At 67.7% G+C, this 21,965-nt stretch carries 20 protein-coding genes; 7 read left to right on the top strand and 13 right to left on the bottom strand.

The genetic code is table 11. The annotated features are described in order from the left end of the window. Nucleotides 1-12: 12 nt before the first annotated feature. Complete coding sequence (locus ACNQVK_RS13435) at nt 13-522, top strand: SixA phosphatase family protein (protein ID WP_418029904.1); 510 nt, start codon at nt 13-15, stop codon at nt 520-522. Here ACNQVK_RS13435 and ACNQVK_RS13430 read toward each other — a convergent pair. Together ACNQVK_RS13430 and ACNQVK_RS13425 are read right to left on the bottom strand one after the other, a co-directional pair. Beyond that, on the bottom strand, nt 519-1,064 hold the full coding sequence (locus ACNQVK_RS13430; RefSeq protein ID WP_418029903.1) for a DUF3558 domain-containing protein: 546 nt from the start codon (nt 1,062-1,064) through the stop codon (nt 519-521). The genes ACNQVK_RS13435 and ACNQVK_RS13430 overlap by 4 nt on opposite strands. Next, a complete protein-coding gene (locus ACNQVK_RS13425; RefSeq protein ID WP_044519687.1) occupies nt 1,064-1,657 on the bottom strand; it encodes a DUF3558 domain-containing protein in 594 nt (197 codons plus the stop codon). The genes ACNQVK_RS13430 and ACNQVK_RS13425 overlap by 1 nt, the downstream gene beginning before the upstream one ends. A 117-nt stretch (nt 1,658-1,774) precedes the next feature. Here ACNQVK_RS13425 and ACNQVK_RS13420 point away from each other — a divergent pair, with 117 nt between their 5' ends. Together ACNQVK_RS13420 and ACNQVK_RS13415 are read left to right on the top strand one after the other, a co-directional pair. Further along, entirely contained in the window at nt 1,775-3,520 is a 1,746-nt protein-coding gene (locus ACNQVK_RS13420) for an ABC transporter ATP-binding protein (RefSeq protein ID WP_418029902.1), read from the top strand. Then, nucleotides 3,517-5,409 (top strand): ABC transporter ATP-binding protein, encoded by a 1,893-nt coding sequence (locus tag ACNQVK_RS13415; RefSeq protein WP_418029901.1) that lies wholly within the window; start codon nt 3,517-3,519, stop codon nt 5,407-5,409. The genes ACNQVK_RS13420 and ACNQVK_RS13415 overlap by 4 nt, the downstream gene beginning before the upstream one ends. Before the next feature lie 2 nt (nt 5,410-5,411). Here ACNQVK_RS13415 and ACNQVK_RS13410 read toward each other — a convergent pair whose 3' ends face one another. Next, on the bottom strand, nt 5,412-7,724 hold the full coding sequence (locus ACNQVK_RS13410; RefSeq protein ID WP_418029900.1) for an Ig-like domain-containing protein: 2,313 nt from the start codon (nt 7,722-7,724) through the stop codon (nt 5,412-5,414). 464 nt (nt 7,725-8,188) lie between these two features. Here ACNQVK_RS13410 and ACNQVK_RS13405 point away from each other — a divergent pair, with 464 nt between their 5' ends. Further along, entirely contained in the window at nt 8,189-10,354 is a 2,166-nt protein-coding gene (locus ACNQVK_RS13405; protein WP_418029899.1) for a molybdopterin-containing oxidoreductase family protein, read from the top strand. Here the strand turns inward: ACNQVK_RS13405 and ACNQVK_RS13400 are convergent. The 3 genes from ACNQVK_RS13400 to ACNQVK_RS13390 all read right to left on the bottom strand — a co-directional run bounded on the left by ACNQVK_RS13400 (nt 10,351) and on the right by ACNQVK_RS13390 (nt 12,194). Continuing rightward, nucleotides 10,351-10,887 (bottom strand): hypothetical protein, encoded by a 537-nt coding sequence (locus ACNQVK_RS13400; protein ID WP_418029898.1) that lies wholly within the window; start codon nt 10,885-10,887, stop codon nt 10,351-10,353. The genes ACNQVK_RS13405 and ACNQVK_RS13400 overlap by 4 nt on opposite strands. Nucleotides 10,888-10,964: 77 nt before the next feature. Further along, nucleotides 10,965-11,168 (bottom strand): hypothetical protein, encoded by a 204-nt coding sequence (locus ACNQVK_RS13395; RefSeq protein WP_090428445.1) that lies wholly within the window; start codon nt 11,166-11,168, stop codon nt 10,965-10,967. A 27-nt stretch (nt 11,169-11,195) separates the two neighbouring features. Further along, nucleotides 11,196-12,194 carry a zinc-binding dehydrogenase gene (locus tag ACNQVK_RS13390; protein WP_418029897.1) on the bottom strand — a complete coding sequence of 333 codons (999 nt, stop codon included), beginning with the start codon at nt 12,192-12,194 and terminating at the stop codon, nt 11,196-11,198. 154 nt (nt 12,195-12,348) lie between these two features. Here ACNQVK_RS13390 and ACNQVK_RS13385 point away from each other — a divergent pair, with 154 nt between their 5' ends. Next, complete coding sequence (locus ACNQVK_RS13385; protein WP_418029896.1) at nt 12,349-13,215, top strand: AIM24 family protein; 867 nt, start codon at nt 12,349-12,351, stop codon at nt 13,213-13,215. Here the strand turns inward: ACNQVK_RS13385 and ACNQVK_RS13380 are convergent. From ACNQVK_RS13380 to ACNQVK_RS13355, 6 genes are all read right to left on the bottom strand, one after another. Next, nucleotides 13,196-14,458, bottom strand: coding sequence for an MFS transporter (locus ACNQVK_RS13380; RefSeq protein ID WP_418029895.1), 1,263 nt, complete (start codon nt 14,456-14,458; stop codon nt 13,196-13,198). The genes ACNQVK_RS13385 and ACNQVK_RS13380 overlap by 20 nt on opposite strands. Next, the gene (locus ACNQVK_RS13375; protein ID WP_418029894.1) at nt 14,455-15,543 is read right to left on the bottom strand and encodes a PLP-dependent cysteine synthase family protein; all 1,089 of its coding nucleotides are present in this window, start codon (nt 15,541-15,543) and stop codon (nt 14,455-14,457) included. Before ACNQVK_RS13375 ends, ACNQVK_RS13380 begins: the two co-directional genes overlap by 4 nt. A 73-nt stretch (nt 15,544-15,616) precedes the next feature. After that, nucleotides 15,617-16,009 carry a hypothetical protein gene (locus ACNQVK_RS13370; RefSeq protein ID WP_418029893.1) on the bottom strand — a complete coding sequence of 131 codons (393 nt, stop codon included), beginning with the start codon at nt 16,007-16,009 and terminating at the stop codon, nt 15,617-15,619. A gap of 100 nt (nt 16,010-16,109) precedes the next feature. Next, complete coding sequence (locus ACNQVK_RS13365; protein WP_418029892.1) at nt 16,110-18,326, bottom strand: heavy metal translocating P-type ATPase; 2,217 nt, start codon at nt 18,324-18,326, stop codon at nt 16,110-16,112. Beyond that, complete coding sequence (locus ACNQVK_RS13360) at nt 18,323-19,150, bottom strand: hypothetical protein (protein WP_418029891.1); 828 nt, start codon at nt 19,148-19,150, stop codon at nt 18,323-18,325. The genes ACNQVK_RS13365 and ACNQVK_RS13360 overlap by 4 nt, the downstream gene beginning before the upstream one ends. A gap of 13 nt (nt 19,151-19,163) precedes the next feature. Further along, a complete protein-coding gene (locus ACNQVK_RS13355) occupies nt 19,164-19,370 on the bottom strand; it encodes a heavy-metal-associated domain-containing protein (protein ID WP_044519704.1) in 207 nt (68 codons plus the stop codon). Nucleotides 19,371-19,469: 99 nt separating this feature from the next. Here ACNQVK_RS13355 and ACNQVK_RS13350 point away from each other — a divergent pair, with 99 nt between their 5' ends. After that, entirely contained in the window at nt 19,470-20,186 is a 717-nt protein-coding gene (locus tag ACNQVK_RS13350) for a response regulator transcription factor (RefSeq protein ID WP_044519705.1), read from the top strand. Further along, on the top strand, nt 20,183-21,271 hold the full coding sequence (locus ACNQVK_RS13345; RefSeq protein ID WP_418029890.1) for an ATP-binding protein: 1,089 nt from the start codon (nt 20,183-20,185) through the stop codon (nt 21,269-21,271). Before ACNQVK_RS13350 ends, ACNQVK_RS13345 begins: the two co-directional genes overlap by 4 nt. Here ACNQVK_RS13345 and ACNQVK_RS13340 read toward each other — a convergent pair. Continuing rightward, nucleotides 21,268-21,933, bottom strand: a complete 666-nt coding sequence (locus ACNQVK_RS13340) for a DUF305 domain-containing protein (protein ID WP_418029889.1) — start codon at nt 21,931-21,933, stop codon at nt 21,268-21,270. The two genes, ACNQVK_RS13345 and ACNQVK_RS13340, sit on opposite strands and share 4 nt — an antisense overlap. Between the last annotated feature and the right edge of the window lie 32 nt (nt 21,934-21,965).

Raw genomic sequence — 21,965 nt, 5'->3', positions numbered from 1 at the left:
ACCGTATGAAGAATGGCCAGTCCGATCAGAACCCTGCTGCTGATGCGCCACGCCAAGTCGGACTATCCCGACGGGGTGGCCGACCACGATCGCCCGCTCGCCACGCGTGGCATAAGGGAGGCTGCGCTGGCCGGAGACTGGATCCGGGCCAATTTCCCCGTGGTGGACGCGGTGTTGTGCTCGACGGCGACGCGGACCCGTCAGACGCTGGAGCGCACTGGTATCGAGGCACCCGTACAGTTCGCCGAGCGCATCTACGACGCCCAGGGCACCGTCATCGACGAGATCAACGGTGTGTCGTCACGTTTCGGCACCGACCCGTCCACGGTGTTGGTCATCGGCCACGAACCCGCCATGTCGGCCGTCGCACTCGGGCTGGACGACGGATCCAACCCCACTGCTGCGGAGAGCATCTCGCTGAAATTCCCGACCTCGGCGATCGCGATGCTGCGCACCGGCGACCCGTGGAACCAGCTCGCGCTGGGCGGCGCGACGCTGGTGCGTTTCCACGTGCCTCGCTAGGAGTTGGTGGCCAGCGTCAGTTCCATGAGCTTGATGGCCATGGGGCAGGCATCGATCCCCGGCCCTTGCGGATTGACCCACCAGCCGACCACACCGGCCGCGTCGCTGGCCACGCCGCACGCGCCGTTGAGCCCGTTGGGCCGCATGATGATCGAATCGACACCGGCGATCCGGCGTTGCTCGATCGCGTACTGCAGCTTCTCGGCGGTCTGGCGCTCGTTGGCCAGGCTGCCCTGCTCGTACCAGAACCGGGTGATGTCGACCAGGCCGGCCGGGTTGGCCGCCTGCCAGCGGCACACCGCGCCGACGAACGTGCTCTGGATGTCCAGCGGGTCGGCACCCACCGTCTTGGCCAGGATGTCCGTGGTCAGGACGTCACATTCCTTGAGCAGGTTGGGGTAGGTCTTCTCGGACTTGTTGTTGCTGGGGCCGCCACCGGAACCCTCCTTGGCCGCGGTGCCCTCCACCGTGCTGGTGCACCCGGTCAGGCCGACGAACACCGCCATCGCTGCCACGAGTCCGGCGGCCCCACGTCGCGTCATCATTTGGAATTCACAATCGACTGGCGGGTCAGCTCTTTGGCGACCTCGCACGGATCGGGATAGGGCTTCTGGTCGAAGCTCACGGACCACTCGATGAAATCGTCGTCGAACTGGATGCCGATCTCACACAGGTTCACGTCGCCGGCCTTGAGCGGGTTCTCGCCGATGGCGATGAAGCCGCCGTGACCCTCGATGTTGATGTCCTCCACGCTGGTCCGCGACAGCTCCTCGGTCTTGCGCTCCCGGCCGATCGGGCTACCCCGGAACCAGGTGAAGGAGAAGTGCGGTCCGAGGATGCTGCCGCCCTGCAGCCACTGGCAGCCAGAGGAATTGGTCGCGGTGTTGACCAGCCCCTGCACCTGGGTCAGCTCGGTCACCGTCTGATCGGTGACGCCGCCGCAATGCGGGAAATGCGGACCGTGCTTGCCCGAGGCATCGGCACTCGGCGTCTCTGTCTGGGGAACCTGCGGAGACGCGGGCTCGCCGGACGAGCAGCCCGCGAACACGGGAACCACTGCGGCAGCCAGCACCGCAAAGGCTCTGGCGTGGGCGAATCGTGCCTTGGCGGCCGTGCGGACAGTCACGCCATGCACTGTAGCGGCAACACCTATGTCGTATCCCTACATACCGACTGACCTGGAGTTTCATGAACGCGGACACGACGACCTCAGGAAACGGACGACATCGGGCCGGTATGCGAGAGTAGCCAGATGCTCTGGGCGCTGCTGCGACAGTACGCGCGGCCGTACCGGCGGCTGCTCGCGGTCGTCGCGACGCTTCAGGTGATCAGCACCCTGGCCTCGCTGTATCTGCCCACGGTCAACGCGGCCATCATCGACGACGGAGTGGCCAAGGGCGACACCGGGCTCATCGTCGAGCTCGGCGGCGTGATGCTGGGTGTCACCGGTTTGCAAGTGGCCTGCGCCATCGGAGCGGTGTTCTTCGGGTCGCGCGCGGCCATGAGTTTCGGCCGCGACCTGCGCTCGTCGGTCTTCCGTCACGTCACCACGTTCTCGGCCGAGGAAACCGCCCGGTTCGGCGCGCCGTCGCTGCTGACCCGCACCACCAACGACGTCGGCCAGATCCAGCAGCTGCTGCAGATGACCGCGACGATTCTGATCACCGCCCCGATCATGTCGGTGGGCGGAATCCTGATGGCGGTGCATCAGGACGCGGGCCTGTCCTGGCTGCTGTTGATCAGTGTCCCGGTCCTGGCGCTGGCCAACTACTGGGTCATCACCCACCTGATGCCGATCTTCCGTCGCATGCAGCGAATGATCGACGGGATCAACCGGGTGATGCGCGATCAGCTTTCCGGCATCCGCGTGATCCGGGCGTTCGCCCGCGAACCCGTCGAACAACGACGCTTCGACGACGCCAACCAGGCCCTGTCGGCCACGGCGCTGGAGGCCGGACAGTGGCAGGCGCTGGTGCTGCCGGCCACGACCCTGGTGATCAACATCTCCAGCGTCGCGCTGATCTGGTTCGGCGGGCTGCGCATCGACGCCGGGCACATGCAGGTGGGCTCGCTGATCGCGTTTCTGGCCTACTTCATGCAGATTCTGATGGCGGTGCTGATGGTGGCCGTCCTGGCGGTGATGCTCCCGCGCGCGTCGGTGTGCGCCGAGCGCGTGACGGGCGTGCTGGCCACCCGGCCCGAGATCACCAGCCCCGAGAACCCGGTCCGTCCGCCGGCGCTGACCGGCGAGATCGCCTTCGACGACGCATCGTTTCGCTACCCCGGCGCCGATCGCCCCGTGCTGCAGCAGGTTACGTTGCGGGTACAGCGCGGCACCACCACCGCGGTGGTCGGCTCCACCGGCTCCGGCAAGTCCACTCTGCTCGCCATGATCTGCCGGTTCTACGACGTCACCTCAGGGGCAGTGCGCGTCGACGGCCACGACGTCCGGGAACTCGACCTCGAACAGCTGTGGGCGTCGATCGGTCTGGTCCCCCAGCGCGGCTACCTGTTCTCCGGAACCATCGCCGAGAACCTGCGCTACGGCGCAGCGCCGGGCCAGGAACTCACCGACGAACAGATGTGGGAGGCACTGCGCATCGCGGCGGCCGACGACTTCGTGGCCGCCCACCCCGACGGGCTGCAGCGCCCGGTGGCCCAGGGCGGCATCAATTTCTCTGGCGGACAGCGACAACGGCTCGCGATCGCCCGTGCGGTGATCCGCAGGCCCGCGATCTACCTGTTCGACGATGCGTTCTCGGCACTCGACGTACACACCGACGCCCGGGTACGGGCCGCCCTACGCGAGGTATCGGCCGACGCCACCGTGGTCATCGTGTCGCAACGGATCTCGACGGTGACCGACGCCGACCAGGTGGTCGTGGTCGAGGACGGGCGCATCGTCGGCACCGGCACCCATGAGTCACTGCTCACCGACTGCCCCACCTATGCCGAGTTCGCCGCATCGCAGGCGGTCACCGCCGGAGACCCGCGATGACCGGGCCCGTGTTGCGCCGCAGCGGAACCCCGACCGCCCCGGTCGAGCGCACCCGGGACTTCCGCGGATCGGCCCTGCGACTGGTCAGACGCCTGGTACCGCAACGCGGCCTGGCGATCTCGGTGGTGCTGCTCGGCGTGGCCGGGATCGCGATCGGGGTGATCGGTCCGCGGATTCTCGGGCACGCCACCGACCTGTTGTTCAACGGCGTGATCGGGCGGGAGCTGCCCGCCGGCCTGACCAAGGAGCAGGCCGTCGAGGCCGCCCGGGCCCGCGGCGACACCAGGTTCGCCGACCTGCTGTCCGGGATGAACGTGGTCCCCGGGCACGGGGTGGACTTCGGGGCGGTGGCCCGCACGCTGGCGCTGGCACTGGGCCTGTATCTGCTTGCCGCCGTGCTGGTTTGGCTGCAGGCCAGGCTGCTCAACGTCACGGTGCAACGCACCATGGTGGCGCTGCGGGCCGAGGTGGAGGACAAACTGCACCGACTTCCGCTGTCCTACTTCGATTCCCGTCAGCGTGGTGAGGTCCTCAGCCGGGTCACCAACGACATCGACAACATCCAGACCTCGGTGTCGATGACCATCAGCCAGCTGCTGACATCGGTGCTGACGGTGTTCGCGGTGCTGGTGATGATGCTGACCATCTCGCCACTGCTGGCGTTGCTGACCGTCGTCACCGTGCCGTTGTCGCTGTGGGTGATCCGCTGGATCACCCGCCGGTCGCAGCCGTTGTTCGTCGCGCAGTGGCGCAACACCGGCCGGCTCGCGGCCCACATCGAGGAGACCTACAGCGGGTTCACGATCGTCAAGACCTTCGGGCACCGGGAGGCCGCACAGCGACGCTTCGATGAGCTCAACGACGAGGTCTACCGGTCGGCCATCGGGGCGCAGTTCTTCTCGGGTCTGGTCGGCCCGGCGACGATGTTCATCGGGAACCTCAGCTATGTGGCCGTCGCCGTGGTGGGCGGCCTGCAGGTGGCCGGAGGACAGATCACCCTCGGCAGCATCCAGGCGTTCATCCAGTACGTGCGGCAGTTCAACCAGCCGCTGGGCCAGATGGCCGGGATGTACAACACGCTGCAGTCCGGGATCGCCAGCGCCGAGCGTGTTTTCGATCTGCTCGACGCGGAAGAGCAGAGTCCGGAGCCGGCCACCGCACTCCAGATCCGTGCCGGCCGCGTCGAATTCGACCGGGTGAATTTCGGTTACCTCCCGGACACCCCGGTGATCGAGGACCTGTCGCTGGTGGCCGAAGCCGGCAGCACCGTGGCGATCGTCGGCCCCACCGGTGCGGGAAAGACGACGTGCGTCAATCTGCTGATGCGGTTCTACGACGTCGATTCCGGCCGGATCCTGATCGACGGTGTGGACATCTCCACGGTGAGCCGGGAGTCGGTGCGATCCTCGATCGGCATGGTGCTGCAGGACACCTGGCTGTTCGGCGGGACCATCTACGACAACATCGCCTACGGCCGGCCGGACGCTTCCGAGGACGAGGTGCGCGAGGCCGCCAGGGCGGCGTACGTGGACCGGTTCGTGCACACCCTGCCCGCCGGCTACGACACCCGTGTCGATGACGACGGAGGCGCCATCAGTGCCGGTGAGAAGCAGCTCATCACGATCGCCCGGGCGGTGCTGGCGCGACCCCGGGTGCTGGTCCTCGACGAGGCGACCAGCGCGGTGGACACCCGGACCGAACTGCTGATCCAGCACGCGATGGCCGAGTTACGCCGGGACCGGACGAGTTTCATCATCGCCCACCGGCTCTCGACGATCCGCGATGCCGATCTGATCCTGGTGATGGATGCCGGCCGGATCGTCGAACGCGGTACCCATGAGGAGCTCGTGGCGCGGCATGGACGGTACTGGGAGATGACCCAGGCTTAGCGTCAGGTTGCGATTTCCGAGCCGGCAGCGCGGAGGTTCCACAGTCCGCTGGTGGTTGTCAGATAAGGAGTGCCGTCGCCTGCGATCACGACGGTGCCGGAGGGCGTGCCGGGCAACTCGTACGTCGCGCTGCTGCCGTCAGGCTGCAGAACCGAGACGACGGTGCTTTCCGTCTTGATGCTGACTTGGTAGGCCGCGCCGTCGGGGCCGATGACGGCACCGCGACCGGACTGGCCTGCCTGGGCGTGATCGGTGAATGTCCCGTCGGGATGGTAGGCGCGCACCAGCGTGGTTTGGTTCTGGTAGGTGCCTCCTCCGGTGGTTAGGTAGATGGTGCCGTCGGATGCAATCGCGAACAGGCCGGAGCCGCCGACTGGCTGGCCTGGCTGGGTGTAATCGGTGGTGGTGCCGTCGGGGTGGAACGCTCGCAGAGTGGTGGTGCTGTCGCTCATGTTGTAGCTGGTCGCGTAGACGGCTCCGTCCGGCCCGACCTCCAAGTTCGAAAACGGCCGGCCGGGTTGGGCGTAGGAGGTGGTGGTGCCATCGGCGTGCAGCACAGTGATCGTGGTCGTGGTGGCCTGGTAGGCGTCGCCGTTGGGGGCTACGACTACCTGGGTCAACGGCTGGCCGGTCAATGTCGTCGTGGTGGTGGTGCCGTCCGGATGCAGCACGCTCACGACTGTTCCGGTGGCCGAAGATCCGGATCGATAGATCGTGCCGTCGGCGGCGACGATCGCGCCGCCGATCTGGTCGGCGGGGCCCGGGCGGGCCGTTGTGGTGCCGTCGGAATGCAACTCGACCAACACGGCGTCCGAGGTCATGGTGCTGGAGTTCCTGACCGTGGTGTTCAGGTAGACCGTGTTGCTCGGTCCGAGAATCACCCCGTCGAGGGGCGCGCCGTTCAGCGTGTATTCGGTGGTGGTCCCGTCAGGACGCAAGGCGACGACAACGGTGGTGAAGCTGTGGTCGGCGAGTTCCCGGTAGCTGGTTTGGTATGCGGTGCCGTCAGAGCCGATGACGACGCGGCCGCTGATTCCGCCGGCTTGGGTGTGCGTGGTGCTTGTCCCATCAGGACGCACGACCAGGACCGTGGTCGTGCGGTCGGCGGGGCTACTGCCGTTCGCGATGGTCTGATAGATCGTTCCGTCGGTTCCGACGACTGGGCCATGTTCGCCGACGCCGGATTGGGTGTAGTCGGTAGTGGTTCCGTCGGCGTGGATCACTCGCATGGTCGTGGTGTAGTAGGTGAAGTCGCTGCCGTAGTTGTCGGTGAAGCTCGTTTGGTAGATGTCGCCGTTGGGCCCGACCACCACGCCGTCGTAGCTCGTACCGGGCTGTGAGTAGTGGGTAGTCGTGCCGTCGGGCTTTACGACGGTCACGTAGGTGACGTATTCGCCGGATGAAGTTCGCCCCGCGCTGGTTTGGTAGACGGTGCCGTCATGGCCGACGACCGCCGCACTCTTCGGACTGCCGGGTGTGGGGACGCCTCCGGGGGGCCGGTTTGTCGCGGTGACGCTGACCGGGACGGTGACGGTTGTGGTGTCAGAGCCGCTCAGGCCGACGGCTTGGGCCAGGGTATGGAAGAGCCCGAAAATCGCGCCGGCGACACCGGCATTCCGGTAGGCCGCTCCGCTGTCAACGGCAACGGTGAAGTGATCCATTCCGCCGCTGTTCGCGAAATCTGTGTCCGGGGTATAGACGTAGCTGCCATCGGGATTTACCGTCACGCTGCCGTGCGCGGGCTGCGCGGTGACGGTGTAGGTCACCTGATCGCCGTCGGAGTCGCCGGCCCAGAGATTGCCGGTAACCACTCCCATGGGGGATTGTCCGGGCGTCTGCGCCGGACTGGCGGTCGGGGCCTTGTTGGAGAATGCATGCTGCAGCATCTGAAGCACCGAAGGTGGCGTGCTCTGCGTGGCCGTCGCCGCCACAGGTTCGGCAGCAACGGTCTGGCTGCTTGCCGCCGTCCGCACGGTGGATGCCGTTGGGACAGCAAGCAACCGAGTGTCCTCGAAACGGCGGACCGCCGCCCACGCCAGCTCGGCCAGTTGAGGCACGGCGACCGGGCTTGCCGGGGTGGTTGAGGCCAGCAGCCGCACCGTCTCTCCTTCGGCAGCGCCACTGTTCACCACGACCTCACCCGGGTCGACCTTGCTCTGCTTGATGCCGGCCGGACGGAGACGCGCCACACGGCCGGCCATCGCCGGGCGTGGCCCCTTGGACTTGTGCGTCACAGAGACCACGTCACCGTCGGTGGGAGACACCCTGATCGCGCTTGACGTGCGACGGCTCTTGGGCTTGGGTGTCGATTTCACGCCGTCAACCGAGCCGGTGGCGCTGGTCGACCTCGCACCGGATGACGAATCGTGGGCCCTGCTGCTCCGGGGCGAGGAGGAAGTGCCGGAACCGGTGTCGTCGGCATGCGCGATCCCCGAACCGCTCGCGAGCGCTGCGCCAACGCCCAACGTGATCGCACCGGCACCCAACCACGAACCAATCCCGAGCTGCCGACGACTCCGGGTGCGACGTCGCCCCCGGGGGTTGTTGCCACTCGCCGAAGCCTTCGATCCGCGCACGCCAGCCACTGCCATCCCCTGTATCGCTGTGAAAACGCAGGACAACGGCTGTCACAGCGCTGCGAGGATATATATCAGACCGCGATCGCGCCGGATGCCCCAATCGGCGAATCATGGCGCCGCAGTGGGCAGCTCAGGGCTCACCGGGATCGCACGTCCGGATTCAGTACCCGAAACCCGTTACAAATTGTAGTGTCGATGTAATGACGACCAGTACCGTGCACACGTTCTGCCGGTACTGCCTGGCGTCCTGCGGTCTGGAGGTGACGGTCGAGGACAACCGGGTGGTCAAGATCGCTGCCGACAAGCTCAACCCGCACACCTGGGGCGATTTCTGTGCAAAGGGCCGCACCGCCGGCCAGGTGGTGGACCATTCGCGCCGCATCGTGGCGCCGATGCGGCGGGTCGGTGACAGCTATGTCGAGGCGACATGGGACGAGGCGATCAGCGATATCGCGCAGCGGATGAACCGGATCATCGAGACCGGGGGCCCCGACGCGGTGGCGGCCTACTACGGCAATCCGGCCGGGTACTCGTCGTCGAACCTGGTGTTCATGAACGCCTGGCTGGACGCCATCGGCACACACAACCGGTACGCGGTCGGATCGGTGGACCAGAACGCCCTGCACGTGGTGGCCGAGGCCATGTACGGATCGCCGCTGATGGTGCCCGTGTCCGATGTCGACAACTGCGACTACTTTCTGATCGTCGGAGCCAATCCCGCTGTGAGCGCCTGGAATTGGGTCGAATCAGTGCCGGGCGGCTGGCGTCGCGCGCTGGCCCGCCAGAAGCAGGGTGCCCGCATCGTCGTGGTTGACCCGATCCGCACCGAGAGCGCCCAGGCCGCCGATCTGCATCTCGCGGTGCGCCCAGGTCAGGACTGGGCGCTGCTGCTGGCGATGGTCAAGGTGATCCTCGACGAGGGACGCGAGCACCGCGGCGATTGCGCCGAGCTGGCCACCGGGGTGGCCGATCTGCGCGCCCTGACCGCCGGGGCCGACCTCGACGACCTGGCCGCGCGTTGCGACATCGCCCGCGACGTGATCGAGCAGGTGGCCCGCGATTTCGCCTCGGCACCAGGAGCGATGGCCATCACGCGGACCGGGGTGTCGCTCCATGCCGCCGGCACGGTGGCCGAATGGCTGGGCCACGTGCTCAACCTGGTCACCGGGCGCATGGACCGCCCGGGCGGGCGCCGCTTCGAGCCCGGATACGTCGACACCTTGCGACTGGCCGGGCTGGCGGCTACCCGCCCGCACTCGAGCCGGCTTGCCGGGCGGGACCTGGTGGCCGGTGCGCACGCTCTGGCCGAACTTCCCGACGAAATCACCACGCCGGGCCGCGGCCAGATCCGGGCCTTGCTGATCAACTCAGGTAACCCGGTGGTCTCCGGACCCGACGGGGCCAGGCTCGACGAGGCCCTGGCCCAGCTCGACCTGCTGGTGGCCATCGATCTGGTGCAGCGCGAGAGCCACCGGCATGCGCACTGGCTGTTGCCCGCGGTGCATTGGCTGGAACGCGACGATCTGCTGGCCTTCACCAGCGGCATGCACGACGAGCCGTACGTGCAGTACGGCGTGAAGGCCGTCGAACCACCGGACGGCGCCCGCGAGGAGTGGCAGGTATTCACCGATCTGGCGCTGGCGATGCGCCGTCCACTGTTCGGCGCCAAGGGGTTCAACGGTTTCGTCCGCGCCACCCGCCGGCTGGCGGCGCGGACCGGGCGGCGCGGGCTGGCGTTCGGGCCGCAATGGATGGACCGCCTGATCATCCTCACGTCACGGAAGTTCGACGGGCACAAGCTCACCTGGCGCGAGCTCAAGGCGCACCCGCACGGACTGGTGCTCGGCCCCAGACAGTTCGGCCGGTTCCGGGAGGCGTTGCGGACCCCGGACCACAAGGTCAATGCCGCGCCCGCGGAGTTCGTGGCCCGGGCCCGTGAACTGCTCGCCGCACCGGATCCCGGGGCGCCCGAGGGCTTCCCGTTCCTGCTGGGCAACCGGCGCCGACGGCACTCGATGAACTCGTGGCTCAACGAATTGCCGGGCCTGCATCCGGCAGGCAAGGGCAACGAGGTGCTGGTTCACCCCGATGACGCCGCAACGCTGGGTATCGCGGCCGGCGACCGGGTCCGGGTGTTCTCGCCGGTCGGGCGGTTGGAGGTGACGGCCGCACTCAGCGACCGGCCCCGCCGCGGAGTCGTGGTGCTCGACCATGGCTGGGGCTCAAGGATATTCGACCCGCGCCACGGCGGAGCGCCGGATTCCTACGGGGTCAACCGCAACCTTCTGGCCGACCGCACAGCGATCGATCCGCTCTCGCAGACCTCGACGCTGGGCTCGGTGTACGTCGGGATCGAACGGGTCTAGGCGCCTGGGCCTTCGGCACGCAGATCGTCGACCGCCTTCATCGCGTCACGCAACTTGTCCAGCCACTCCTCGGTGTGCTCACCCACCAGGCGCACCGACCAGGCCAGCGCGTCCGAGCGCGACCGCGCCACGCCCGCGTCGACCAGAGTGTCGAGCACCTGCCGTTCGGGCTGCTTGAGCCGGGTCATCACCGGTACGGCGATGTGGGTGAACAGGATTCGCTCGACATCGGCGCCGGTGCTGATCTCCACACCCCAGGACACCTTGCGGTCGAAGCGGCCCTGCGCCTCGTCGGCGATACGCATGCGCTCGCCACGAGTCTCCTCGCGGAACCGGGCGGCCCGCCCGGACGCGCGGGCAGCGGTCTCGCCTTCTGGATTGTCCGTGACCTCGGGGAGCCTGCCGATGACGGTGATCTCTTCACGGTCGACGATCACGGTCGGGTCGCCGGTGAACCAGGTATCGGGCAGTCGGCCCGCGAACCATTCGGCGGCCTCATCGGCAGACCGGCGATGGTGCTGATGTTTATTCATGATTACATGATTACACCGTTACATCGCTGATGGGACGGCGTTCACCACCGGCGAACGTCATTTTCGCCGCTGAGTGATCAGTTGCGCTTGAGCAGCAGCGCAGCGCCGCCGGCCAGCACCAGGGCAACCAGCAGCAGACCCGCCCAGCCCGGGCCGGCGATCCACCACACGGCACCCAGCAAGATGATCGCCGGCGACACCGCGAACAGCACCATGCCGGGGTGCTGCTTCAAGACCGCGAGCGCACCCTGGGCGCGGATCGGGTCGATTTCCTTTGCCATGGCACCAGGATGCCAGCTGACCGCCGGTCAGGATGGCAGCAGCAGAATCTTGCAGTGTCTGTCGGGCTGCCGGAGTTCATCGAAGGCCTCGGTGGCCGCCTCCAGCGGCAAGGTCGCCGTGACGAACGGCGCGACATCCACCGTGCCGGTGACGATCCAGTCCAACGCCCTGGCGAACTCGTCGGGGCGGTAGGCGAACACGAAACGGATCGAGAGTTCCTTGGTGATGCCGACCACCGGGGTGATGGTGTCCGGTTGCTGGCACACCCCGACCACCACGATCCGGGTGTGCGGGGGCACCGAGTCCATCACGGTCGCGAGAATTCCTGGTACACCGACACATTCGAAAAGCACAGTGTTGGCCCGCTTCGGCGTGTCCATCAACGGCGACATGGGCACCGGGGCGCCGGCCAGCTCGGTCCAGCTCCGGTAGGGACTGCTCACGGCCGGATCGATGACCACGTCGGCACCGATCTCTTCGGCCAGGGCCCGGCGACCTGGGGAGAAGTCCGCCGCGACGACGGGCCCCACCCCGGCGGCCTTGAGGCACGCGATGACCGACAGGCCCACCGGGCCGCAGCCGACGACGAGAACGGCATCACCGGGCTGCAGGTCCGCCGCGGCCACGGCGTGCACGCCCACCGCCAACGGCTCCGCAACCGCCGCATAGCGCAGGGGGATGTCCCCCGATACCGGCAGCAACCGCTTCTCTTGCAGAACAAGGCGTTCAGCCAGCCCGCCCGTCACCGCCGGGGAGAGCCCCACCAACTGCGGTCCGTCGCCGGTGTCCAGGTAGGGAACGGAGGTGACCGGTGTTCCGATCGGGATCGAGCGGTCAGTGCCCGGACCATAGTCGAGCAGTTCGCCGACGAACTCGTGCCCGAGCACGATGGCCGGCACCAGATCCGGCATCGCCGCCTGCGACTCGACCAGATGCAGGTCCGAACCGCAGATCCCGCAGGCCAGCGGGGCGACCAGTACCTGGCCGGGCCCCGGAACAGGGTCGGAGATGCTCTCGACACTCACCGACCCACGCTGCGCGACAACGGCTTTCATCGACCACCGAACCTCTCGCGGATGCCCTGGGCGGAGCTACCGTAATCGTTACAGTACTTGGCGGAAACCACGACTTGTAGCCTGGTGTCGATTTCTCCCCCACCTGACGATTCGAGGATTGACTGTGAACGGAAACTGGCAACCCGGCTGGCTGCCCGATCCTGAAGGCCGCTACGAATACCGCTGGTGGGACGGACAATCCTGGACCGATCAGATCTCTCATCAGGGCCAGGCCGGCAGGGCACCGCTCAGCGCTTCCCCACAGCAGCCACAGCAGGCTCAGCAGCAGCCGCAGGTTCAGGCCCAGCCCACCGGTGACGGGTTCAACGGCATCAGCGGGGATCTGGTCGACGGGCGGTTCAGCGAGAAAGAGGCGACGCCGATCGCCAACCAGAACAAGAAGATGCTGCGGGTCCGCCTCGGCGAGCCCTTCATGGCCCGGCAGGGTTCGATGGTCGCGTACCAGGGCAACGTCGACTTCGCCTTCGAGGGCGGCGGCGCATCGAAGTTCATCAAGAAGGCCCTCACCGGTGAAGGCCTACCGCTGATGCGCTGCCAGGGGCAGGGCGATGTGTTCCTGGCCGATCAGGGTTTCGACGTCCACCTGCTGCAGCTGTCCAACTCGGGTCTGTCCATCAGCGGCAAGAACGTGCTGGCCTTCTCGTCGAGCCTGGACTGGAACATCGAACGGGTCCGCGGCGGCAGCATCGCCACCGGCGGCCTGTTCAACACCACCCTGCGTGGCACCGGATGGGTGGCGCTGACCACCGATGGCCCGCCCGTGGTGCTGAACGCCTCCGAGGCCCCGACCTTCGCCGACACCAATGCCGTCGTGGCCTGGTCGGCGCACCTGCAGACCCAGCTCAAGACCAGCTTCAAGGCGAGTGCCCTGATCGGCCGGGGCTCCGGCGAGGCCCTTCAGGTCGCGTTCCACGGCAATGGCTTTGTGATCGTGCAGCCCTCGGAGGGGGTCACCGTTCCGATGCAGTGAGCGCCGCGTCCGGCGCCAGCTTCCCGCCATCCCGGGTCAGCGCGTAGAGCGCCGCCGCGGACACCAGCCCGATTCCCGTGAGGCCCAGCCACACCAATTCGGCCAGGTCCGCGGCGCGCGCCGCGCCGATCAGCGAGCCGGTCGCCACATTACCGAGCAGGATCCCCACGCCGACGACGGTGTTGTAGAACCCGTAGTGGGTGGCCACCAGCCGATCGCCCGACAATGCCACGACGGTGTCCATCTCGAACGGGAACACCGCGGCCGAGCCCAGGGCCAGCAGCGCGGACGAGCCGAGCAGTGCGGCCACCGCGGCGCCGGTACCGAACCGGCCCCCGTCCGGTACCACGGCCATCGGAACGAAGGCCGCCGCCAGCACCAACAAGCCGACCACCAGGCTGCGGCGCGGACCCCAGCGGCTGGAGAACCATCGGGTGATGCGCAGCTGGCCGCCCACCGCGACCAGGCCGGAGACCACGAACACAGCTGCCACCAATACGGTTTCGTTCCCCGGCCGCAGCGCCGCGGCCTGTAGTGGCAACGCCAGGTAGACCTGGAAGGACAGCACGTAGGAGCCGATCATCGCCACCGCGAACAACAGGAACCCGCGGTTGGCGACGACGCTGCGCCAGTCGTCGAGTACCGAACTCCGCTGTTCGACGGGTTGGGCGCGCTGTCGCGGCAGGGCGAGCAGCTGGGCCACCGTCAGCACCGCGAACACTCCGGCCGCTGCGGCCGCGGTCACCCGGAAATCGAAGGCCAGCAACGCCATTCCCGCCAGCGGGCCCAACAGGATCCCAGCCTGGTAGAACACGTTGAACGTCGCGAAGGCCTCGACCCGGCGGTCACCGGCGTCGGCGGCCAGATAGGCCCGCACCGCGGGATTGAACAATGCTCCTGCGAAACCTGTTGCCGCCGAGGCAATCAGCATCGCCGGCAGGGAATCCGCGACGACCAGCAGGCCGAACCCGGCGGTGCGCAACAGACACCCGGCGACGATCAGCGGCTTGTAGCCCAGCCGGTCGGCCAGCGTGCCGCCGACGATGAACATGCCCTGCTGGGAGAAGTTGCGCACGCCCAGCACCAGGCCCACTGCCCACGCCGCCAGACCCAGCGGCCCGGCCAGATAGCCTGCCAGGTACGGCATCAGCATGTAGAAGCCGAGATTGATGCCGAACTGGTTGACCATCAACAACCGGCTCGGCAGGTCGAAGCTGCGGAACTGCGTGATGAGTCCGCTCATCGGGCCGGCGCCGTCGGGTCGGCGACCGTCTCGCAACGGGTCCAGGTCTGCACCACGCGGTCGCCTGCGTTGGCGATCGTCTCCGGCTCATCGGCCGGTTGGTGATCGAGCAGACCGAGGTCGCGGCAGTAGTCGTCGTTGTACACCGTGTCGAAGTAGCGCTGCGGTCCGTCGGGGAACACCGCGGCGATCGTGGTGCCGGCCGGATGGTTTCGTGCTGCCCAGCCCGCCACCAGACCGACCGCGCCGACGCTCCATCCCCCGCTCGCGTAGTACGTCGACGCCAGCGTCCGGGCGGCCCACACCGCGTCGGCCGGCGCGACCCAGTGCACCTCGTCGAACGCGGCGTAATCCACGTTGCGGGGATAGATGCTCGAGCCGAGGCCCCGCATGACGCGGGTCGCGGCGGGTTGACCGAAGATCGTCGAGCCGATGGTGTCGACCCCGATCAGGCGCAGGTTCGGGTTGAACTCACGCAGCACCCGCGCCACCCCGGCCGAATGCCCGCCGGTGCCGACCGAGCAGACCAGCACGTCGACATGGCCGATCTGGGCATTGAGTTCCAGCGCCAGCGGCCGGTAGGCCTCGACGTTGTCGGGGTTGTTGTACTGGTCCGGGTACCAGGCGTTCTCGTCAGCCGCGAGCAGTTCGGCCACCCGGTCCCGCCGGGCCTGCTGCCACCCCCCGGTGGGATGCGGTTCGGTCACCGTAGACACCTGGGCACCGTAGGCGGTCAACATGCGCTCGATGATGGGTTCCAGACCCGGATCGGTCACCAGGGTCACCGGGTGGTGGTAGATCGTTCCCGCGAATGCGAGCCCCAGACCCAATGTGCCACTGGTCGATTCGATGATGCGGCCACCGGGTTTCAGGTCGCCGCGGGCGCGGGCCTGCTCGACCATGTGCATGGCGGGCCGGTCCTTCATGCCGCCGGGGTTGAAACCTTCCAGTTTCGCCCAGAATCCGCGCCCGGCATCGGCGAACGGAGTGGACACCCACAGCGTGGGAGTGTGGCCGACCATGGTGTTGGGACCACGGTTGCGGCGCAGAACGTGGAATGAACGGGTGGACAGGGCATGGTTCATGGATTCGTCGTTTCTGTATCCGGCCGCGACTGAGCGCGGCAACTGACCTGGACAGCGTTGGAACGCTGTGAGATCAGCGGCGCGCGATACAGATCCGGACCAGAAGTTCCTGTCCGGCGAGTAGGACACCGTGCCGGTCGGGTGGACCCCGCTGCGTGCGTACCGCGGCACACGCGCACACCACCGCACAGCCGAGGACGAGCGCCACAACCGACAGCGCTACAGGGGTGACGGAGGACCTGGGCAGAACGGCGGCGTTGAAGCCGTCCGGCATGTGAGAAGGTGAGCCATCACTGACGTGCGGGTGATCCAGCATCATCAGATCGGCACCCTCGCCGATCGCCGCCGAGACCGCGTGCGGCAGATGCGTCGGATGCTCGTGGCTCGTCGCCTGCCATTGCCCGGTGAGTACCCCAGCCCACAAGACAATCGCCATCATGGCTGCCAGCCGTGACAGTGAGTGCATGCGAGAGCTGCGCGATATCACGATATTTCCAACTGTAGCGGCGCGATGCCCACGATTCTGGTTGTGCGTGAATCGAATCCAGCCTGTGATTGATCTGCGATCATCGGAATCGTCTCAGCCGCAGGCTGTTACTGACCACGAACACCGAGGAGAACGCCATGGCGGCGCCGGCCAACATGGGGTTGAGCAGTCCGGCAGCGGCCAGCGGCAACGCGGCGACGTTGTAGGCGAACGCCCAGAACAGGTTGCCCTTGATCGTGGCCAGCGTGCGCCGGGACAACCGGATGGCATCGGCGGCCGCCCGCAGATCACCGCGGACCAGGGTCAGGTCACTGGCCTCGATCGCCACGTCGGTGCCGGTACCCATGGCGAGGCCGAGATCCGCCTGGGCCAGCGCCGCGGCGTCGTTGACGCCATCGCCGACCATGGCCACCACCCGGCCCTCGTCCTGCAGGCGTTTGACCACATCGACCTTGTCCTGCGGCAGCACCTCGGCGTAAACCTCTTGGATACCAACCTGTTCGGCGATCGCCTGCGCCGCCGCCTCGTTGTCGCCGGTCAGCATGATCGGATCCAGACCGAGTGCGCGCAGCTGCTCGATCGCCTCCTTCGAGGTGGGCTTGACCGCGTCCGCGACCACCAGCACCGCCCGCGCCTGCCCGTCCCAGCCCACGGCAATCGCCGTGCGGCCCAGGGCCTGGGCCTCGCGCATCGCGGTATCCAGCTCCGGGGGCAGACTCTGTGACCAGTCGGCCAGCAACTGGCGCCGGCCGACCACGAGGGCATGGCCGTCGACGACGCCCTGCACCCCGAGTCCCGCCGCATTCGCGAAATCCTCCACCGGAGGCAGCTCCCCGACCTTGTCTCGCGCGCCCTTGGCGACGGCCCGCGCGATCGGGTGCTCGGAGCCGTCCTCGACCGCTCCGGCCAACCGCAGCACCTCGGCGGGATCCTCTCCGGCAGCGGCGATCACGTCTAGCAGCGTCATCGCCCCGGTGGTCACCGTCCCGGTCTTGTCCAGCACCACGGTGTCCACGCGACGGGTGGACTCCAGCACCTCGGGCCCCTTGATCAGGATGCCGAGCTGGGCACCGCGGCCCGTGCCGACCAGCAGCGCCGTCGGGGTGGCCAGGCCCAGCGCACACGGGCAGGCGATGATCAACACCGCCACCGCGGCGGTGAAGGCCGCGGCCACTGGGCCGCCGGTACCCAGCCAGAATCCCAGGGTGCCCACCGCGAGCGCGATGACGATCGGCACGAACACCGCGGAGACCTTGTCGGCCAGGCGCTGTGCCTGCGCCTTGCCCGATTGTGCGTCCTCGACCAACCGGGCCATCTGGGCCAGCTGGGTGTCGGATCCGATTCGCTTGGCCCGCACCACGACCCGGCCGCCGACGTTGACCGTCGCGCCGACGACCTGGTCCCCCGGGGCGACTTCGACCGGCACCGATTCGCCGGTGAGCATCGAGGCATCCACCGCGGACGAACCGTCGACCACCTCACCGTCGGTGGCGATCTTCTCTCCGGGCCGGACCACGAACTCGTCGTCGACGGAGAGCGACTCGATGGGAATGCGTTGTTCCACACCGTTTCGCAGCACCGCGACGTCTTTGGCGCCGAGCTCGAGCAACGCGCGCAGCGCCGCCCCGGCACGCCGCTTGGACCGTGCCTCGAAATACCTGCCGGCCAGGATGAAGGTGGTGACGCCCGCCGCGACTTCCAGGTAGATGTTGCCGGTGCCGTCGGATTGCGAGATGGACAGCGAGAACGGATGCGTCATACCCGGCATCCCGGCGGTACCCCAGAACAGCGCGTACAGCGACCAGCCGAACGCAGCGATGGTGCCCATCGAGATGAGCGTGTCCATGGTGGCGGTGCCGTGCCGCAGGTTGGTCCACGCGGCCCGGTGGAACGGCAGCGCGCCCCACACCACGACCGGCGCGGCCAGGGTCAGCGAGAGCCACTGCCAGTTGGTGAACTGCAGCGCAGGGACCATCGCCATGGCCACAACGGGAATGGTCAGCACTGCCGACACGATCAGCCGGGTGCGCAACGCGGCGGTCGGATCGTCCTCGGCATGACTCTCGCCCGGTTCGGTGGCGGGCAGTTGTGCTGTGTAGCCCGCGGTTTCGACGACCTCGATCAGCTGTTCGGGCGTCACCTCACCCGCTACGTCGACGGTGGCCTTCTCGGTTGCGAAGTTCACTGTCGCCGTGACGCCGTCCAGGTTGTTGAGCTTCCGCTCGATGCGTCCGGCACACGAGGCACACGTCATCCCGCCGATCTCGAGTACGACGTGTCCGGTGGCGGTGCTCACGGTGCCCCCTCAACGGTGAATTCGGCGGTGTGCACCGCATCGCGGTGCTTGAAGTCCAGGAACAGCCGGTACTCACCGGCACTGGGAAGCGTGGTGTGGAACGCGATCTGCGGACCGGGCGCAGTGGCCGGGTCGGCCGCATCGCTCATCGGATGGACGTGCAGGTAGCCGAGATCCGACGCGCGTAACGCGACCAGGTGTCCGTAGGCGCCCAGGTACGGCTGCAGATCGGTGACCGGCTTACCGTCGCGGCTGACCGAGAGCGTCAACTCCGAGGGTGCGCCGGCCCTGGCCACCCCGGCCAGAGTCACGGTGTAGCCGTCGACCGTGGCGGTGCCGGATGGCGCGGGTAGAGGCTGCGGCGCATACCTGCCGGCAACGGTCATGTCCGCGCCGAGCGTGACCGCGCGGCCGTCGGCGGGCACGAAGTCGGCGAACACCCGGTAGTCCCCGGGCTCGGTCAGATTCAACGGGACGCTCCACGTGCCCGAATCGTCGAGCACCGGATGCACATGCTGGTAGTCGGCGAGATCGCGGCGCACCACGATCAGATGCAGCAGCTTCTCGTGGCTCTCGACGTACTCGGTGACCGGGGCGCCGGTACCGTCGGCGATGCGGAACCGCAGCGGCACCGCGGCGCCGGACGGCAGAGCCGCCTCTTCGAGTTGGAGCGTGTACGCGGACCCATGGTCCGCGACATGGCCGGCGTCATGACCTTCGGCCGGGACGCTGCTCATCGTGACCGCAGAACCGATCCCGAAGGACACGGCGAAGACCACGACGAGTCCGACGACGAACCCGATGAGCTTCCGCGGCGCACTCATGATCGACCCCTGCTCAACCCGCGACGGCGTAGCCGGCCTCGGCGACCGCGTCGCTGATGGCGGACGGATCGAGCTGACTGTCGCTGTCGATGGTCACCAGCCCGGTCGACAGGTCGACCTCGACGGTGCGCACACCAGGTAGGCCGCCGACCTCTTCACGCACCGACGTGACGCAGTGCCCGCAGGTCATCCCGGTGACCGTGACAGTCTGGGTACTCATGCAGTTTCCTCCTCAACCCGTTTCGTTGTCGCTTCATACTATACCCCCCTAGGGTATGAATTCCCTATGTCGCCCTCCTCACTCCTGCACTATGGGCTGATGGAGCACATTCCGGGTGGCTACCGGGCCCTGGTGGTCGACGACGAGGCCCCGCTCGCCGAGGTCATCGCCAGTTATCTGACCCGCGAACAGTTCGAGGTGACCCTCGCCCACGACGGGTCGGAGGCACTGCGGTTGGCCCGCGAAGTCGACCCCGACGTGGTGGTCCTCGACCTCGGCCTGCCCGGCATCGACGGCGTGGAAGTCTGCCGATCGCTGCGCACGTTCTCCGACGCCTACGTGGTGATGCTGACCGCCCGCGACACCGAGGTGGACACCATCGTCGGCCTGTCGGTCGGCGCCGACGACTACATGACCAAACCGTTCAGCCCGCGGGAACTGGTGGCCAGGATCCGGGCCATGCTGCGCCGGCCGCGCGTCTCCTCCCCCGCGGCGACCGGCGGCCGGGTGTTCGGCGCCCTGCGTATCGATGTGGACGGCCGCCAGGTGTTCCTCGACGACGACCCGATCATGCTGACGCGCACCGAATTCGACGTACTGGCCGCCCTCTCGGCCCGCCCAGGGGTGGCGCTCAGCCGTCGTCAGCTGCTGGAATCCGTCTGGGAGACCACCTATGTCGGCAACGAACACCTCGTCGACGTCCATATCGGTCACCTCCGCCGCAAACTCGGCGACGATCCCGCCGACCCGCTGTACGTGATCACGGTGCGCGGTGTCGGATACCGGATGGGTACCGGGCAGGACGGCCAGCGGTGAGCGTCGGCCTGCGTACCCGGCTGCTCTCGGCCCAGGCCCTGGTGCTGGTCGCCGGTGCGGGCACCACCGGACTCGTGGCCGCCATCGTCGGTCCCCCGCTGTTCCGCGAACATCTGCACCGCGCAGGGGTATCCGGCGACTCGGCCGAACAGATACACGCCGAAGAGGCGTACGTCTACGCCACGGTGATCTCGATCGGGGTGGCATCCTGCGTCGCGATCCTGGCCGCGCTCATCGTCACCTGGTACTACGGCAGGCGGCTGCAGAAGTCGCTTACCCAGGTGTCGCAGGCCGCCACGGCCATCGCCGACGGCCACTACGATTCGCGGGTTCCGCCGGCCCGTCTCGGTGACGAGTTCGACTCCCTGGCAAGTTCTTTCAATCAGATGGCCGGGCAATTGGAGGCTGTCGACGCCGGTCGGCGCAGATTGTTCAGCGATCTTGCCCATGAGATCCGGACTCCGGTTTCGGTTCTGGAGGCCTACTTCGAGGCCATCGAGGACGGCGTGAGAACTCTTGACCCCGAGACCGTTTCGATGCTGCGCCAGCAGACGCACCGCCTGGTCCGGTTCGCCGACGATGCCGGCGCCCTGGCCAAGGCCGAAGAAAGCCCCGCCACGGTCACCCCGGTCCCGGTGGCGACGGACGCCGTGGTGGCCGCGGCGGTCGCCGCGGCCCAGGACCGCTTCGACGACAAGGGCGTGACGTTGAGCTGGCGGGCGGACGAGAGCCTGCCGTCGCTCTGGGCGGACCCGCACCGGCTGGCCCAGATCCTGGGCAACCTGCTCGACAACGCGCTGCGGCACACCCCGGCCGGGGGCCGGGTGACGATCGACGCCGCCATGGCCGCCGACCGGAGCGTCACGCTGACAGTGACCGATACCGGCGAGGGCATCCCTGCCGAGCACCTGTCCCATGTCTTCGAACGGTTCTATCGGGCCGACACCGCGCGCGACCGCGACCACGGCGGCTCAGGAATCGGACTGGCGATCGTGAAGGCCCTGGTCGAAGCGCACCGCGGCCGTATCAGCGTGAGCAGTTCGGGCGCTGGGACCACCTTCACGATCATCCTGCCGACCGGTTAGAGCGAACCCAGGATCTGGCGCATGGTGTCGATCTCCTGCTGCTGCGTCTTCACGATGGTGCGGGCCATCTCGATCGCGGCGGGATACCGACCGTCCTTGATCTCATCCTGCGCCATGGTGATCGCGCCCTCGTGGTGAGCGATCATGTGCGTCAGGTACAGCTTGGCCGCCTCGGCGCCCTGGGCGCTGCGCAGCGCGGTCATGTCGGTCTCCGACACCATGCCCTGCATGGCGGGCATGTCGCCCTGGCCCATGCCACCCATGTCTCCGTGGCCCATGTTGCCGTGGCCCTGCTGCGGCATCGGCGGCATCGCGGGGTTGCCCCACTGCTTCAGCCAGCCCTGCATCTGCTCGATCTCCGGGGCCTGGGCACCCTTGATCTGGGTGGCCAGATCCGTCACCCGGGCGTCGATGCCCTGCTTGGCCAGCAGCACGTCGCTCATCTCGACCGCCTGCTGGTGGTGCGGGATCATGTGCTGGGCGAACATCACGTCGGCATCGTTGTGAGCCTCGCTGGCGACCGGTGAGCTCGCAGCCGCCGAGGTGCTCTGGGTGTTGGTCATTTCCAGATCGGCAGTCCTGTCGGCCTTGTCGTTGCTACAACCGGCCACCAGGGCCGCCGCGACCACCGCGCCGGCGCTCAGCATCATCAGTTTCGTCATGTCTCAAGCCTTACGAGAGTCGATGTGGCTGC

The sequence above is a fragment of the Mycobacterium sp. 134 genome (genome assembly GCF_048282715.1).
In the GTDB taxonomy this organism is placed as follows: domain Bacteria; phylum Actinomycetota; class Actinomycetes; order Mycobacteriales; family Mycobacteriaceae; genus Mycobacterium; species Mycobacterium septicum.
This window is presented reverse-complemented; position numbering and strand designations above follow the sequence as displayed.